The sequence below is a fragment of the Pseudomonas lurida genome (assembly GCF_002563895.1).
In the GTDB taxonomy this organism is placed as follows: domain Bacteria; phylum Pseudomonadota; class Gammaproteobacteria; order Pseudomonadales; family Pseudomonadaceae; genus Aquipseudomonas; species Aquipseudomonas lurida.
In genome coordinates this window covers 335257-351326 of the sequence record NZ_PDJB01000001.1, presented here as the reverse complement: position 1 = coordinate 351326, position 16070 = coordinate 335257, and the positions used below count along the sequence as shown (strand labels likewise).

The window sequence follows — 16070 nt, the reverse complement described above, 5'->3', positions numbered from 1 at the left end:
CAAACCCAGACCCGATTCAAGGGGAAACCAGCCCAACGGTAGTACCAACATTGCCGCCGACGCCAAGGCCGGTAGGTCACCGTGTCTCCAGCCCTGGGACGACCCATGACAAAGCAAAACCCGCGCCGTCCAACACAGGCCGATACCTTCAGAACGCTCGACAAGACCCTTCTGCCGGGCTGGAGAATACCCACCCTGCACTGCGAGACCTTGATCGTCGTCAGCCTGCTGGCTTTTGCGGTGGATGGCGCACGTCTATATGGAGCCCAGGCGGACGGTGCAGCAGGGGTTACCCACCCCTGAGGAGAATCGCGGGGTGAGTGCGCGGATGACGTGTCTGGATTGGAAAGGACAGAAAAAACAGCCGGAGTGCATGCAGCCCCCAGCTTTCTAGGCGAGGGAGCTGGCTCCCGCTGGCGCGTGTGGCACGCCAAACGGGCTACGTAGATGCAACTGAACCTGCGGATGCCCGCCTTTAGAGCATTTCAGCGCGATTAACGAACGCGCCGCTCCGTAAACGCATAGTCGTCCTGGCAATCCGCCTCCGGACTCGCCGCCACACTCACATAATTCACCGTATCCGGGTCCACCAACTTATAGGTGTACACATCCGGCGTACGCACCCCGTCGGTGCGCAACTCACTCTTCCCATCAGCCGCCAGCCACGAGCCCTGCTCGGTCTGGATGACCTGCGTCTGCTGTGCATCGCGGAAGAAGGTAATAGTGAAGCGACCATCAGGCTTGAGCTGATTGGTCCACGACAGGAATTGGCAGGTGCCGGTTTGCGTGCGCAAGCCTTTCCAGGTACCCACCAAAGCCGGGTCGTTGGCGGGCTTGTGGCTGGAGCACGCGCCGAGCGTGGCAGTGAGAAGAATGAGAGCGAGCGTCCGTTTCACGTGGGGCTTCCTTTGGTTTGGATGGGTGCGACTGCACCTGGCAGCAACGGATGAATCCTACCTTCTCCGAGGAGAAAAAGGGACAGAAGCGACTTTCGCAAAAATAGTCAGAATTCAGGGGTTTACAGAACCTTGCCAATCGCTATAATCGTCGCCCTAACACGCCGGTATAGCTCAGTTGGTAGAGCAACTGACTTGTAATCAGTAGGTCCCGGGTTCGACTCCTGGTGCCGGCACCATATCTCGAAGCCCCGCAATGCGGGGCTTTGTGGTTTCTGGGGTTTGCAAAACAGCCTGCACTCAACGTGCGGCCTGCGGGAAAAATGCCCACGGCCGTCCCCGCGCCCACAAAAAAAGGCACTGCCGCTAACGGCGAGTGCCTTTTTTTACGCCCGTCGAAACCCGATCAACGCGCCAACATAAACGTCTCGTACTCCAGGTTTTCCAGTGTCGACGACAAGCGCGCCAGCCCCAGCAATACACACACCAGCAACGACAGCGTGAACCCGTAGCCGAAGAAGCTCGGGCCCAGGTGCATGCTGAGCAGTGTCAGGCCCGCGTTGAGGACGGCGAACAGCACGCACAGTTCCAGGACCACGCGGCGTTTGTCGAGGTAGAAGAACACGTTGAGCAACGCCATGAACACCACCTGGATGCTCACGCCGATCAAGTCGATGTAGAACAGCGGCAGGTAGTAGCTGGAGATGCCGATCCACTCCAGCAGGCGTGGCGCAAAGAGGAACAGCAGCACCACCGTAAGGCCCTGGACTTTGCAGATTTCCAGCAGGCCCTGGCGAATGGACAGGGTCATTTCGGTTTTCAGCGAACCGATGTGCTGCAAGGTCTCACCGTCGCGGATGGCACGGAACAAGCGGTCGTACCACTCGGCAAAATCGGTCTCGATGCGCACCAGGAACACGGCCATGCCAGGGATGATCGCCAGGTAGGCAATGAAGATCGGCATGTCGTACAGGATCGACGCACGCAGCGGGCCGATCACGGCGTTGGAGGTGCCCGGGTTGAACCAGAACAGGATCTTGTCGACCCAGATGCCGAAGTTGTAGAAAAACCCGGTGACCAGCAGGCTGAGGAAGACGTTGCGACGATTGAGGAAATCGAAGGCAATCATTTTCTCGGCGCGATACTCGCGCAGGATGTCGTACAGGTACAGGAACAACAGGCTGCCGTGCCCGATCAACAACGCGAGCAACAGCCCGGGCATCTTCAGGAAGCTCAGCAGGTAGGCGCTCGCGACCATCAGCGAATAGCCCACCACCATCACCAGCAGGATGCGGTTATATTTCTTCATCCCCGAGAGGAAGATGATCACCAACCACAGGTTGCACAGCACCACGAAGTTCGACAGCACCAGCACGCGATAGATCAGCGGCTGATCGAACAGCAGCGCCAGTACGATGACACCCAGCACGCCGGCGCCGACCGTGACCATCAACAGGATGCCCAGCAGGTTGGGCAGGATCTGGTCGTAGTTGTGCTCAAACAGCTGGTCGGACACAAAGCGAGTGAAGAACAACTGCAGGCCGCCCGTCAGGATCAACGAGCTGGCCATCAGGTATGTCACCGTGACCAGGAATTGTCCCACCAGCGAGTTAGGCAGCAGCAGGCCCAGGCTGATGATCCCCACCAGCATCACGCTGATGATCGACAGCACCCATGGTCCAGAGCTGATCAAACCGGCATACACATAGGCATGCAGGGTGGCGGTGTATGAGTCGCGCGAGAGGATCTTGCGCAGTTCGAAGCCAATGCCGGCCATTTAACTGTTCTCCATGGCTGCCTGGTACAGGTCGCGGTAGCGCTGCAGCATCAAGGCTTCGGTGTAGTAACGGTTGACCCGCAGCAAGCCGCTGGCTTGTGCAGCCTTCCAACGCTCGGGGCTGCGCAACAGCTCGAGGATGGCGGCGGAGGTCGCCTGTGGGTCGGCGATCGCCACCACCTTGCCCGCGAGGCCAAGGTCACGGTCTTCGGCGCTGCCGCCTTCGATCAATTCGCGGCACGAGCCGACGTCGCTGCTGATCACCGGCGTACCGGCGGCCCAGGCTTCCAGGATCACCAAGGGTTGCGCTTCGCTGATCGACGTCAGCACCATCAGGCCAAGTTTGGGCAGAATGTCCTGGATACGCTGGAAGCCCAGGAAGTGCACTTTGCCCTCGAGCCCCAGGCTCGCCATCAAGCTGCGGCACTCGCTGACGTATTCCGGATCTTCCTCTTCAGGGCCGACAATCCAGCCTTCGGCGTTCGGCATGGCGCTGATCACGCCACGCATGGCGCGCAGGAAGGTTTTCACGTCCTTGATCGGCACCACGCGCCCGATCAACCCCACCACCGGTGCAATGCCCGGCTCGCGGGTTTCCATGGCGCTGGCCCACTGCGACAGGTCGATGCCATTGGCAATCAACTGGGTGCGGCGCGGATCGGCACCGTCCTTGATCTGGCGCTGACGGTTGCCGTCATACAAGGCGATGATGTTGTCGGCGCTGTTGTAGGCCAACTGGCCGATCCGCTCGAAGTAGCGCACCCACAGGGTACGGATATAGCCCGAACCACCGTCGAGACTGCGGTTGAGCGCCTGCCCGGAGCTTTCGGCGATCCACGTGGCCTGGGCCAGATCGATCTTGCGCTCCTTGGTATAGATGCCGTGCTCACTCAACAGGTAGGTGCACTTCCAGCGGTGCTTGAGGATGCAACCCAGCAGTCCGGCGTAACCGGTCGAAATCGAGTGCAGCACCCGTGCTGGCGGCATCTTGCGCGAGGCTTCAGCGAGCATCAGCAGCGGTGACTGCAACGAACGCAGGGTCCAGAAATAGTTGACGAACGACGGGTCGGCGCAATGCTGGCGATAGCCTTCGCTGAGAGTCTCCCAGCTGGCGCGGCTGCGCAGTACGTCATCGAGGGTCATGTGCCCATCGGCAATGCAACTGAGCAAGCGCTCGCCCAGCTCGCGTTCCGGCTGGTCAGGGTGGTGCAAAAACCGGTACAGGTCGGCGAGCTGCTGCGGATCGGCTTCACGCGGCGTACCCCGGGTGTTGGTAGGGTGCGTCGCATCCTCCAAGTACACCTCTTCGATGTGCACCACATTGGCCGGTATCTCATAGCGTCGCGAGGCGTAGGCCGAACGCTGGCCGCCAATGAACATCACCGAGAAGGTCAGCTCCGGCAGGCCCAGGATCATCTGGTGAATCCAGCTCGACACGCCGCCACGCACGTACGGCCAGGTTCCTTCCAGCAACAGGCAGATATCGGCAGTCGGTGACGTTTGCTTATGATTCATTCCAGCTCCTCACCAGCTCAGCGAAAGGTGGCCGCTGGCGGGTTTCTTCGGGAAGGCTGGCGAGCAACCCGGGGATTTCATGATAACGACCGGACTCGAACGCCAGTTCAGCATGAAACGGCAGCAGTTGGGCCGCGCCCAGGCCGTTCTTCTCAGCCTCGTGCAACAGCGTTTCGGCGCGTTCGTTCTCGCCGCGCTCCAATGCAATACGGCCGGCCAGCAGCAACAGTTCGCCACCCTCGCCCGCCGCCAGGCCCTGCTCGGCGTGTTCGCTTGCCTGGCTCAGCACGTGCTCGAGCACGCTGCCCTGGGCCAAGCCGAGGTAGGCCAGCTCCCAGTACCAGCGCGCCAACATGCCATGTACCGGGCCAGCGGTCCGCGAGCTGACGCCGGCCAACTGCTCAAGGGCCATCTGGATGTGCAGGTTGATGTCGCTTTCTTGCTTGTCGAGCATCGAATACGCCAGCAGGCGCACGTCATCGCTGGGGTCGCCCAGGGCTAACTTGAGGATTGGCACAGCGTCCTTGCCGGGCATGCGGCGGGTCGCCAACAAGGCGGCCAGGCGCTGGTCCGGGTCCGGCGCGTGGCGCAGTACGTCCTGCAAGCCACCATCCGCAAAAATCGGTGAGCGTGTCTGGGCTTGCGCACGAAAGGGCAAACCCGGGATACCCACGGCTTGCCAGGCCTGACGGTCACGCTTGCGTGGCAGGTAAAGCGCAGGAAAGATCGAGGCAACCACGCCCAGGGCGCCGATGACCGGCACGAAGAACGCCAGGCTGAAGATAAACAGCGGGCTCCAAGGCAATGGTGCGCGGTAGCGCGCCGGCAGCAACATCCACACGGCGCCGCACAGCATCAGGCAGGCAAGGCCGTGGCTGAACATGAAGACCAGCAGTTGAGGCAACTGCGGCGCATCCAGCCACAAACTGGCCCAACTGCCCGCCTCTAGCACCAAGGCCCCGCTAAACAGCCACTTGCTGATCATTCAGGCCACACTCGTTGTAGAGGAAGTTACGCAGCCCGTTGCGGTCACAGCCAGGCTCCAGGTTGAAAGGCATGACCCGCACACCCAAGCTGTCAAAATCGGTGTCGACACCAAAGTGCTCGTGCAACAGCATGCCAATGCGCGCCAGGTAGCCCTCGGTACCGTCCGGGCTTGTCAGCGGCAAAAGCACCAGCAACAGGTGATGCTCGCGGTTGTTCCGCACCGAAAGGTGCAGGTCCAGGCCACGCTGGCTGCGCTCCATCAGACGCAAGAGTTCGTCGTTGGCGCGCGTCATCTCGAACGCGAACAGACCGGCCGGCAGGGTGTGCTGCTCGACATCCACCAGCGAGCGCTTGAGCTGCAGGGTGAATTGCTGGGAATCGGCGTCGGGCAATTGCAGTACGTGCGGGTCGCGACGCAACAGGTCGGCGATGTGGCCGGCCAGCAGTGACAAGAGGCTCAGCGTACGATCCTGGAACGCGAAGAACGGCATCTGCCGGACCGCCAGGATCGCCAGCAAACGACCTTCTGCATCGATCAACGGGATACACGCCTGCAGCGATGAGAACTGCGCGGAGTTACCCGAGTCGATCAGTTCCTGACGCACGCTGACCAGTTCGCCGCGCTCCAGGCACAGCTTGATCAAACCGTCGTCGGTGCCCAGGGGGCCCATCACGCCGATCATCGCCAGGGCTTGCGGCAGAACGTTTTTCTCGGCCTCGTCGACGCGGTACAGCCCTGCTACGCGCAGTGCCCCGTACTGTCCCAGCATCGCCACAATCGGCTCTGCCAGTTCGCTCAACGCATCGCCTTCGACTGGCATGCCACGCAGTTTCTCGCGCAGGCCCAGCAGCGAGCTGCGCAGGCTCTGGTCACTGCCGGCCGCGCGTTGCTCGAGCAGGTCGTGGGACACCCGCAGGATCTGGTGGGCACGCGTAAATTCGTCGAGACGGTACTGACGGTATTCGTTAGCCATCTGCAGACGCTCCAGGCGGCGCACCCACAGATCGCGCACCTCACCCACCAGCATCCCGCAGACCAGCACACCCACGATGAACGATGGCTCAAGCTGGGTATAACCTTCATGGCCGGTGTAACGCAGCGCAAACAGCGCCGCCACCAGCAGCGCGGCACTGAACAGCCCGCGCACAAAACCGTAACGCACACCCAACAGCAGCGGCGCCAGAATCGGCCAGGGGAAACCGCCGTGCATCTGCAGCGGGTCTTCGGGAGTCAGCCAGAAGCCAAGGCCAATCGCCAAGCCCGTCACCAGCAGCGTTTCCAGCCAAGACACCGGCCCGCTGGCGCGAGGCGCCAGGCTGTAATCCATGTGTGGAGAATTCATTGCGTTCACTCGAACCGAAGGGCGCCAACAAGTTTGTCGATTACCGTCTGAGCATTGCCCGCCAGGCTTTCACGGGACCAGCCGGCGCGCGCGCCGCTTTTGCTCCAGAGCACACGACCGCTGCTGGCTTCCAGGACACGCAGGCTGATGCCGACCGCTGGCTCGCCGTCCAGGCCGTTCTTGTACTGCCACTCTTCCACGCTGCCGGACACGACGTAATCAAGCTTTTGCTCACGCGCCCATTCCAGCGCACCGGTGAGGCGCTCGTTGTCATCCATCAACGCCTGTTCGCCCTGGGTGCTGGTTGGGTAGACCCGCGGTTGCAGGCCGTGGCTGCTGAGCACGCTGAGCAGGATCTGCTCGCTGCGCTCACCGGCCTGCGGGGTCTGGGAGTAGTTGATCATCGGCACGATGCCCCACTGCGCATTGCGCGGCAGGTTCGGGCTGTTTTCACTGGTGAAGCTGGAGCAGCCGGCGACGAACAGCACTGTCAGGGCCAGGCTCAGGTTACGAATTGCTTGCATAGGTTTTTCTCCCGTAGATTCTGTAATCAGCGCCCGAAACGCACGCCGTAGCTCATGCCCAGTGTGCCGCCGGACTTGCCATCCCCGCCTTGTGGCGCGGATTGGTAGCCGAAGGTAAGGGCCAGTTCGTCGTCACCCAGGACTTCGAAGCCGACGCCGGTGTTGATGCCGTAGTTGAAGGTTTGATCGGTCCACTGCCAACCCGCCGTCATGTCCACCAGCCAGGTGTATTGCGGCTTGCTGCGCACCAGCGCGCCCGGTATGCCACGGCGCCAGGAGCTGCCGACGTAGAGTTGGCCGTAGCGGCTTTGCAGCAGGTCACTGGCAGGGACCGACTGCGGGTCATCCGGATCGCTAACCACCCGAATAGGCCCCTTGGGATCAATGGCATCGGACAGGTAGTCCAGGTTGCGATCCTTCACGCTGTTTTTCTGATAATCCACACCGCTGCGCACCGTCCAGTTAGGCCCGGCGAATTCCAGCGTGTGGTTAAGCTCCAGCTTCACCGCATGGCCGCTGCCCAGTGAGTCGCCGGCGCGGGTCGAGAACGACCGTTGCGCCACTTCCCAGCTCAACTGGTCCCGTGCGGTCAGGCCATGACGCCCGCCGACCCAAGCCCGGTCCTGCTGGCCGAAAGCGCGCATCAGGCCGCTGTCGTCGCTCTTGCGATGCCAGTCCAGGCCGGTCTCGAGTTGATGGCTGGAACCCAGCTGCCACATGCGCGACAGACCCAAGCCGTTGCGATCATCGTCCTGGCGTTGGCTGGTATCGGCGAACAGCTTCCAGCTGCCGTTTTCCACCGAACGGATCAGGGTCAGGGCCGCGTTGCTCTCTTCGCCGATTCGCGATGAAATCACGTCGTCGCCTTTGTACTTGCCATGTTCCATCTCGACGTCGGCGTACCATTTGTCACCCAGGTTATGGGCGATTTCCAGGCGCGGCGCATCAAACGAAAGGCCACCGAAGTCTTGCTTCTGATAAGACAGCAGGGCGCCTTGCGGCGTGGATTCGTGGATCTCTACCGCCTGGCGCCGCAGTTGCTCATTCACCGAGTCTGGCTGGTCATCACCCAACGCGGAGAGGCTGGTTTCCAAGGCTTCATTGTTACGGTTCAAACGGCTGAGGGCCTGGGAACGTTGCGCCGGGTTCAGGTCGCTGCTGGCCAGCAGGGTTTCGACCTGGGCTTTGTTGCGGCTGCGCAGGGCTTCCTGGATTTGCTCATAACGGTCGACCTTGAGGCCCTGGGAGCGCGCCCAGGCCAGCCAATCGTCTTTCTGCGCCTGTTGATTGGTCGCATCCAGACGGGCCAGCAGGCGTTCGAACCACAGCTGCTTCATCGACGGCGAACCGTCTTTCCACTTCAGGAGCTCCTGCTGCGCCTTGCGTGGCGAGTAGCTGCTGGACATCAAGCGCAGCCAGATCGCGTAGCGCTGGGACGACGGTTGCAGGTTGTCTGCCTCGGGGTTGCGCAGTAATTTCAAGCGCAGACGCTGAGCGGCATCCTGGTAGCCGGAGGTCTCCAGTGCGTCGGCATACGCCGCCTGCACCAGCCAGTCGTTCGGGGAGAGCTTGAGGTACATGCGGTACCAGGCCAACGCCTCGGCATCGCGCCCCAAGAGCTGGCTGGCACTGGCGAACGGCAACCACAGCAGGCGGTCTTCGCGCGCATAGGCACGCCACTTGGTCATCAATGGCTTGAGCTTGGCCGTGTCCGCCTGGTCGACGTAGAGCCAGGTCAAGCGTTCGCGGAACAGGTTGTCGTCGGGGTAACGCGATAGGCCCAGCAGGTACAAACGCTCGGCTTCAGCGGGGTCACCCTGCTCTATCGCCAGCGCGCCACGCACCGCCAGGACCTGGGCTTGCTCGTAGGCGTCGGGGTACTTCTTGGCGTCTTCCAGCAAGGCGGTGACTTGGTCCCATTGCTCCAACTCCTGAGCCAGCTGCAGCGCCTCGACCAGTCGCTGCGGGTCCTGGGCACGGTGCCAACTGGCAACCATCAGCGCCAGGGCGCGTTGTGGGTCGCGGGTGCGGTACAGCGAGATCAACTGGCTCTCGTCACCACTGACCAACTTGCCATTGATGGACAGCAGTTTTTCCAGTGAGACGCGCAAGTCTTCGTCGCGCTCCAAGTCCCAGGCCAGGGCAGCACGGGTGCGCCAATACTCCGGGTCATCGATGGAGGCGTCATCGGACTTCACCACGTCCCATGCAGCCTGCTCATTGAACAGCTTCATCTCAGTGCTGGCCCAATCAACCAATTCAGCCGTGGTCAACCTGTAGCGTTTTGCATAATCCTTGTAGAGCTTGCCCTTGGCGGCGAACTGCCCGGTGTTTTCCAGGTTTTGCAGCAGGCGCGTCCAGGCCAGGCGATGTGACGGGTATTTGCGCAGGTAACTGCGCAACCAGGCCTCGGCTTCGGCGGGCGTACCGCGCGATTCGTGGCCGTAGATCAGCGCGTCCAACTCGATGTCCGTCAGCGCTCGTTGCTGCATGATCTCAGCGAGCAACGGGATAGAGCGGTCAAAGTCGAACTGCTGGCTGGCGAGGCGCCAAGCATGCTCGCGGACTTGGGCGTCTTCCTTGATCTTGAGCACGCGGATCCAGTAACCCAGCGCCGCCTCGTTATCACCGCGCCATTCACCGAGCTTGGCCATCTGCTCGAGCAACTCGATATCATCCGGATAGTCGACCGTCAGTTGTTGACCGGTGTCCCACGCACCCGCCAGGTCATTGATGGCCAGGCGAACGTGGAACTGCTTCAACGCAATACTCGGGTTGTCGGGCTCCAAGGCATGCCACTGCTCAAGCACACGCTGTGCGAGCTCGAACTGCTTGGTTGCCACGGCGACATCGACGCCCTGCTTCAGCCACGCCACGTCGGTCTGCGGGTTCGTGAGCGTCGGCAACTGGTCGGCGAGCACCTGTGCGGCCTGTTCGTCACGGCCGGCCGAGAGCAAACTGTTGAACGCCAACTGCGCGTACTCACGTTGCTCGCCAGGGTCCTGCGCATCACGCTTGAGCTGCAAATAGATAGCCGCCGCACGTGCCGGTTGTTCACCCGCCAGGTACCACTGCGCGGCCGACTTGAGGGCGTCGCTCTTTTGCGCAGGATCACGCCCGGCGATCTCTTCGAATACACTCGCGGCAAATGCCGGGGCCTGCAATGTCAGCGCCAGCTTCGCCAGGTTCTGCAGCTGCGCCACCGGCAATTTACGGTGATCGAAGCTTTCCAGGCGCTCAACCAATGCCTGCTGCGCGATCAGGTCGTTGCCGCTGGCGGCAACCAGCGCATCCAGCTCCAGCCGGTAGTAGGCCTGGGTTTCCAGCTGCGGCTTGGGCCAGGCTTCAATGTGCTCGCGCGCCTTGGCGTAGTCACCGAGGCGAATCAGCAGATCGACCAACTGCAAGCGCAGGTGGTCGTCGTCCGGGTGCGCTGTCAGCAACAGCTCGGCGTAGTTGGCCGACACCGCATCGGGCTCGCGCCCGTCGGGCTGGAACACGGATTCGCGCTGAAAGGTCGCCCATAGCAAACCGCCTACGGCAACCGCGACCACCGCCAGCGCCCAGGGATTGAGCAGGCGGCTATTCTTAGTTGCAGAGGAGCTGAGCATTACTCACCTGCTTCATAGGTAATTGAAAAGTCCAAAGGCCGGCCGAAGCCTTGCCCGCGAAGCGCTGCCCATCCACTTCCACGCGACAGGCTGTTGCCGAGCGTACGGAGAAGGACAGGTCAAACTGACCGGCGAAGGAAAAACTCACACGCCGATCATCCAGGTAGCGCCAATCCAGCAACGGCAGGTTGGCTTCCTCCAGGGCAGGCCTGGGGTCTCTGTCCGCGCGCAGCACAAGCAACGCCTTGTCGCTGCTCAGTGCTACGTAGCGGCCTTGCGGCAAGTCGCGCACGCCAGCAACGCCTTGTGATTGCAGCAAGTCAGGCCAGCCCATTTGTGCATCGAGTCGCACGGTGCGCAGCGCATCCATCCCGCGGATCTGCCAGGCCCCGTCGGCGGTACGCGCCAGACTCGCCTGGTACAGGCCGTGCAGTCGGTCGACGTAGTCAGTCATCCACAACGACATCGGCTGTTGCTCGCGCATGTAGCCGTAGATCTCGTGCATGGCCTTGATCGAGGCCTGCTTGGTGCTGGAGTAGAAGTGGTAATAGAGGTGCAGGCCACGCAGGCGGCGTGGGCTGTCGGTCAGCTCAAAGGTCTCGATCAACTCGCGAAAGCCGTAATACGGGCCTTTCCACAGGTTGGTGTACAGGTTTTCGTTGATGATGGGCGCGTAGTACTGCAACCCGCCTGGGGTCGGCCTCAGCAACGGGTTCAAGCCAGTCAACGACGGGTTGGCCTTGGTCATGATGGTTTCGGCGCCATTGACGTTCTTCAGGCCGGCGTCGTAGGCCAGCTTGATGGTGTCGGACGATGGCAGCGCGTCGCCTGGCCAGAACACCATCTTGACTGGCTTCTGCGGGGTGGTCAGGTTCTGGTTGATGTAATCGCGCGAGCCAAAGATCTCGCGACGAAAATCAATTTTGTCGTAGCCGGCGATCTTCATGTTCAAGCCGTATTCCGGGTTGAAATTCTCGCGCTTCTTGGCTTTGTCAGGCTGCATGAAAAAAGGGTGGCTGTAGGTGTGCGTGGCCACTTCGACTTTAGGGTTGGCGAAGATTTCACGGGCAATCGGCTCAAGCTCACGCGCCAGGAACGGGAATGCGCCACGCGGCGAGATCTCGCCTTCGATGATCGACACCGAGGTCAGGAACGGGTTGGGCTTGATGTAGTCGTCCAGGGTGTGGCGACCGGCATACGGCGTACCGCGCACTTCGGCCCGGGACGGGAAACCGTCACCATCGATATGCACGGTCGCGATGCGCCGGCCGTTTTCGGTGGTGGTGTCTGGGCGCGGCTGTGCCGGCAGTTTCAGGCTGGCTTGGAGAAACGCGAAAGGATCGAGAATCCAGCGGCTGCGCTCGTTGTTGATTTCCAGCAGGTAAGGCGCCAGCGCAAGGCCGCCCCATTTGCCGACTACCACCGGGTTGAACACGGCGCCACCGGCACCGCTCAAGGACAAGGCCGGTGTCGGGCCGTTGGGCAGGACCGACACCGCCGCCAGATCACGGGAGCGAGGCACCACTGGCGCCTCGAACGCACCCAGCAAGGCCTTGTCCTGGTGAGTGATGGTCAACACTTGGGTGGCGGGCGGCACATCGCGCTTGAGGCCCAGGCGCTTGAGCAACAGCTTGTCTTCAACCGGCAGGCCACTGAAAAACACCACCGGCACCTGTTCGTCCAGGCGCGCATTGAGAAAGCGATTGAACGCCGGTGCGTCCTGGGGCGGGCCACTGGTCATCCAGGTCACGACACCCGCGTACAACCCACTGAAACCGTAAAGCGGCAGGTCACTGTTGGCCGGCAAATAATCGACACGGTAGCCGAGGTACTCCAGCAACCCACCCAGGTTGCTATGGCCGGCGGCATCTTCCAGCGCACCTTCGCGCGGGTCGTAGATCATCGCGATTCGGCGCGGCTGGACTTCGATGCTGCTGATGCCCAGGGTGTTGAGGTCAGGGGTGCTGATGTACGGGATAAAACCTTCGTCGCGCAGTCGCTTGGCGAGCTTGCGTGCTTCCTCACGACGCTCGGGGGGCAAGTAGTCAATCGCCACCAGCGGGATACCCTTGGCACGCAGCGGCTGCAGGTGCGTTTCAAGCCACTGGCGGTCGGACTCCGACACCGGGCGATAACGCTTGGCGGAGGCATCCCAACCGGCATGGATCGATTCGACCGCCACGGCGGCGGCGACGCCGTCCAGGTCCGGCAATACTTCGAAGCCGCGGTTGAAAAACAGCTTCAGCGTGGGCTGACGCTTATGCAACTCACGCAGCAGACTGGCCAAGCCTACACGCTGGGCTTCGCGCTGGGCTTGTGGCACCAGCTGGAAACTGTCGAGGGTGTCGAGGAACAGACCCGTATAGCCTTGCGCTTCCAAGGCCTTGGCGCGACCGAACAAATGCTCACGCCAAGCCGTCGAAGTGAGGTCCATGACCTGACTGTTCCAGGCGTCGTTGCGTACAGGCGAAACAGCTTTGCCCAAGCCCGCTTTCTCGATCTCAGCCTTGTTGCCATCGAACTCGCCAATGGACAGGTACGCAAACGGCTGGCTGCCCAACGCCCGCAAGGTTTTCACATCGCCCGGCGTCATGTGGCCCGGCTCGACCACGGCCCAGTCGAACTGCGCCAGCTCGGGCAGCGGTGGTTGCTCGGCGTACCAGAAGGCCACGCTGGACGGTTGGGGTAAAGCAGCTGCGTGGACAACCGGCACACCCACGAACAATGCAAGGGCAGCCAACAGCCGCTCGGCGATCGCGCGAACACGCGTCCTGCGGAAAACGATTTCCATAATTCACTCTAGAAGATGACTGAGCCAATACTGCGTTAACGTCGGGCGAATGGACCGGCGAACTACAAACTGCGTAAAAGCTGCGCTAAACCCTGGCCGATCGAGGTCGGTTCCGGGAGTGCAAAGCGCTCCAGCAGTCGGGTGTTGTTGGCGCGCGAATGGCGTATATCGCCTTGGCGTGGCGCCTGGTACGTCACATTCAACGGAGCACCTGTGGCATGGCCCAGCTCAGCAATCAGGTCGTTGAGACTGGTCGAACGGCTAAGCCCTACGTTGATCGCCTCAGGCGCCGGCTCGCGAGTCTCGACGGCCTGTACAAGGATGCTCACCAGGTCTTGCACGTAGACGAAGTCGCGCGTTTGCTCGCCATCACCAAACACGGTGATCGGCTTACGCGCCAGTGCGCGCTCGGTGAAGATGCTGATCACACCGGAGTAAGGCGAAGAAGGGTCCTGGCGTGGGCCGAAGATATTGAAGAAGCGGAAAATCACCGGCTCCAGGCCATGCTCGCGACGGTAGAAGTCCAGGTAGTATTCACTGGCCAATTTGTCGCTGGCATAAGGCGTCAGTGGAGACTTGGGGGTGTCTTCCACGATGGCAGTGCCTTCACCGTTGTTGCCATAGGTCGCCGCGCTGGACGCAAACACCACGCGTGTCACACCGGCCTTCAACATGCTTTGGCACACATTGAGTGTGCCGACGAAATTGGCCTGGTGGGTGGCCACAGGATCATCAACCGAAGCCTGCACCGAAGCCACTGCAGCCAGGTGCACGACCGCGCTGCAACCTGCCATGGCCAGCTCCACGGCGGCGCTGTCCGCGACATCGCCGACCACCAGTTCCAGGTCAGGATTACCGACAGGCAGATTCGTCGTTTTGCCCGTCGACAAGTCGTCCAGTACGCGAATCTTGTAGCCTTTACCCAGCAGAGCATCCACCAGATGTGAGCCAATAAACCCTGCACCACCGGTAACCAGAATTCGTCCTACAGCCATGAAGTTCACTTCCTTAAGACTCGCGAGCAGGCGCGAAGAAACGAGCCTGCTAATACGGTGACAGTGTTTAAGGGCTACCCTGACCAACGTCGCTTGGTCATCCGAGTCGAAGCAGCCACATTCCTATATTTTCGAGAACCACAGCATGGGACGAAGGTGCGCCGCTAATATCATTTTAATGGCTTAGAGCCATCAAAATCGTCGCGAATAATGTTGGATCCCAAGTGAACTGTCAACGTATTGTCTCTTTTGCCGCCAGACGGCACTCCGCGCCCAAAAAAGTCATTTAATTGACGACATTAATAGAGCAGGGAGCGAGCGATTCGGCCTTGCTGACGCCACCTGAACGGCAAGCGCAGGCACTGCATCGCGGGTGAACAGGGCGGTCGAGGGAGGACGATGGGGCGGCCGTGGCTGGGAGTTCGGACGCGGTTTTCAGCGGTGGCCGATGAGGGGCGATGGGAATGGATTGTCGCCAGGACGGCGTCATCCACGACATTGTCGGTAAGGTGCTCGCTACGAGAGGCTAGCGCCCGGCCGGGTTAGGCCGGGGCTTGTGTATCAATGACCCGCGCTTTGCCCCCCGTCCACATGCAGAATCTCACCCGTCACAAACCCAGCGTGCTCCAGGTAGATGATCGCCTGGGCAATATCGCTCACCTCCCCCATATGCCCAACTGGGTGCAATTGCCCCAACGCCGCGTGACTTTCCTCGCCGTGCATCGGCGTCTTGATGATCCCGGGGCTCACCGCATTTACCCGAATGCCGCGCTTGGCGTATTCAATCGCCAACGACTTGGTCGCCGAATTCAGCCCGCCTTTGGTGAGGTTGGCGAGCACCGACGGCACCCCATCGATGGCGTGGTCCGCCAGGCTGGTGGTGACGTTGACGATATGGCCAGCGTTGTTCTTTTCCATCTCGGCGAGGGCGAGTTGGGTGATGTAGAAAAAACCGTTGAGGTTCACCGCGAGCACGTTGGCGTAGTCCTCCTGGTTGTAGGCCGTGAATGGTTTGGCAATGAAAATGCCGGCGTTGTTGATCAGGCTGTCGATACGCCCGAAGGTGGCCAGGGCTTCGCGGACGACACGCTGGGCAGTGGCCGGGTCGGCGATATCGCCAGCGACGGCAAGGATGTCCGGGTCGGTGGGCGGCTGGATCGAGCGCGAAGTGGCGACCACGCGATAATCGAGGGCACGGTAAGCCTGGACCACGGCGGCGCCGATACCTTGGGACGCGCCGGTGACGATGACGACTTTTTTCATGAGGATTCTCCGGTAGGGATTCAGGCTTGGGATTTGCGGTATTCGGTGGTGGTGATGCCGGCGTAGCCCCAGTTATCGGTGTCGACTTCTTCGATGACGACGTGGGTCAGGTCCGGGCGTTTGTGCAGGACGCGTTCGAGGGTTTCGGTGAACTCGGCGATAACCTGGGCTTTTTGCTCGGGGGTAACGCCGTCACGGGTGATGCGCAGGCTGACGAAGGGCATGACGAAGGCTCCAGCGGCCGGCCATCGGGATGATGGGCGGGCAGTGGGGCCAATTTAGAAGTTCATCGACAGGGGATAAAGACGGGCTGGGGTACTTCATTAATGCCGTGGTGTAACAGGTGTTCACGGCCCTTCCCTACGCAT

12 protein-coding genes and 1 tRNA gene are annotated in these 16070 nt (G+C 61.3%); 2 read left to right on the top strand and 11 right to left on the bottom strand.

Translation table 11 applies throughout. The features are described from left to right. The first annotated feature begins 105 nt into the window (after nucleotides 1-105). Nucleotides 106-303 (top strand): hypothetical protein, encoded by a 198-nt coding sequence (locus tag ATH90_RS28915; RefSeq protein WP_141537450.1) that lies wholly within the window; start codon nucleotides 106-108, stop codon nucleotides 301-303. Between the two features lie 191 nt (nucleotides 304-494). Here ATH90_RS28915 and ATH90_RS01590 read toward each other — a convergent pair whose 3' ends face one another. Then, nucleotides 495-896 carry a hypothetical protein gene (locus ATH90_RS01590; protein ID WP_069021211.1) on the bottom strand — a complete coding sequence of 134 codons (402 nt, stop codon included), beginning with the start codon at nucleotides 894-896 and terminating at the stop codon, nucleotides 495-497. Between the two features lie 163 nt (nucleotides 897-1059). Here ATH90_RS01590 and ATH90_RS01585 point away from each other — a divergent pair. Next, nucleotides 1060-1135 (top strand) — tRNA-Thr (locus ATH90_RS01585). Nucleotides 1136-1302: 167 nt separating this feature from the next. Here ATH90_RS01585 and pelG read toward each other — a convergent pair. The 10 genes from pelG to ATH90_RS01535 all read right to left on the bottom strand — a co-directional run bounded on the left by pelG (nucleotide 1303) and on the right by ATH90_RS01535 (nucleotide 15926). Then, nucleotides 1303-2673, bottom strand: a complete 1371-nt coding sequence (pelG, locus tag ATH90_RS01580) for an exopolysaccharide Pel transporter PelG (protein WP_034108704.1) — start codon at nucleotides 2671-2673, stop codon at nucleotides 1303-1305. Further along, the gene (gene pelF / locus ATH90_RS01575) at nucleotides 2674-4188 is read right to left on the bottom strand and encodes a GT4 family glycosyltransferase PelF (RefSeq protein WP_098465585.1); all 1515 of its coding nucleotides are present in this window, start codon (nucleotides 4186-4188) and stop codon (nucleotides 2674-2676) included. Then, a complete protein-coding gene (locus ATH90_RS01570; RefSeq protein ID WP_034108699.1) occupies nucleotides 4178-5173 on the bottom strand; it encodes a HEAT repeat domain-containing protein in 996 nt (331 codons plus the stop codon). Before ATH90_RS01570 ends, pelF begins: the two co-directional genes overlap by 11 nt. Further along, nucleotides 5151-6518 (bottom strand): PelD GGDEF domain-containing protein, encoded by a 1368-nt coding sequence (locus ATH90_RS01565; protein ID WP_238343870.1) that lies wholly within the window; start codon nucleotides 6516-6518, stop codon nucleotides 5151-5153. Before ATH90_RS01565 ends, ATH90_RS01570 begins: the two co-directional genes overlap by 23 nt. Before the next feature lie 5 nt (nucleotides 6519-6523). Then, a complete protein-coding gene (locus ATH90_RS01560) occupies nucleotides 6524-7042 on the bottom strand; it encodes a hypothetical protein (protein WP_034108695.1) in 519 nt (172 codons plus the stop codon). 26 nt (nucleotides 7043-7068) lie between these two features. Next, the gene (locus ATH90_RS01555; protein WP_098465583.1) at nucleotides 7069-10653 is read right to left on the bottom strand and encodes a tetratricopeptide repeat protein; all 3585 of its coding nucleotides are present in this window, start codon (nucleotides 10651-10653) and stop codon (nucleotides 7069-7071) included. Next, on the bottom strand, nucleotides 10631-13444 hold the full coding sequence (locus tag ATH90_RS01550; RefSeq protein ID WP_034108692.1) for a bifunctional glycoside hydrolase/polysaccharide deacetylase family protein: 2814 nt from the start codon (nucleotides 13442-13444) through the stop codon (nucleotides 10631-10633). The genes ATH90_RS01555 and ATH90_RS01550 overlap by 23 nt, the downstream gene beginning before the upstream one ends. Nucleotides 13445-13506: 62 nt before the next feature. Continuing rightward, nucleotides 13507-14439 (bottom strand): NAD-dependent epimerase/dehydratase family protein, encoded by a 933-nt coding sequence (locus tag ATH90_RS01545; protein ID WP_069021201.1) that lies wholly within the window; start codon nucleotides 14437-14439, stop codon nucleotides 13507-13509. 561 nt (nucleotides 14440-15000) lie between these two features. After that, the gene (locus ATH90_RS01540; RefSeq protein ID WP_098465582.1) at nucleotides 15001-15702 is read right to left on the bottom strand and encodes an SDR family NAD(P)-dependent oxidoreductase; all 702 of its coding nucleotides are present in this window, start codon (nucleotides 15700-15702) and stop codon (nucleotides 15001-15003) included. Between the two features lie 20 nt (nucleotides 15703-15722). Then, the gene (locus ATH90_RS01535) at nucleotides 15723-15926 is read right to left on the bottom strand and encodes a tautomerase family protein (protein ID WP_034108685.1); all 204 of its coding nucleotides are present in this window, start codon (nucleotides 15924-15926) and stop codon (nucleotides 15723-15725) included. Nucleotides 15927-16070 lie beyond the last annotated feature (144 nt).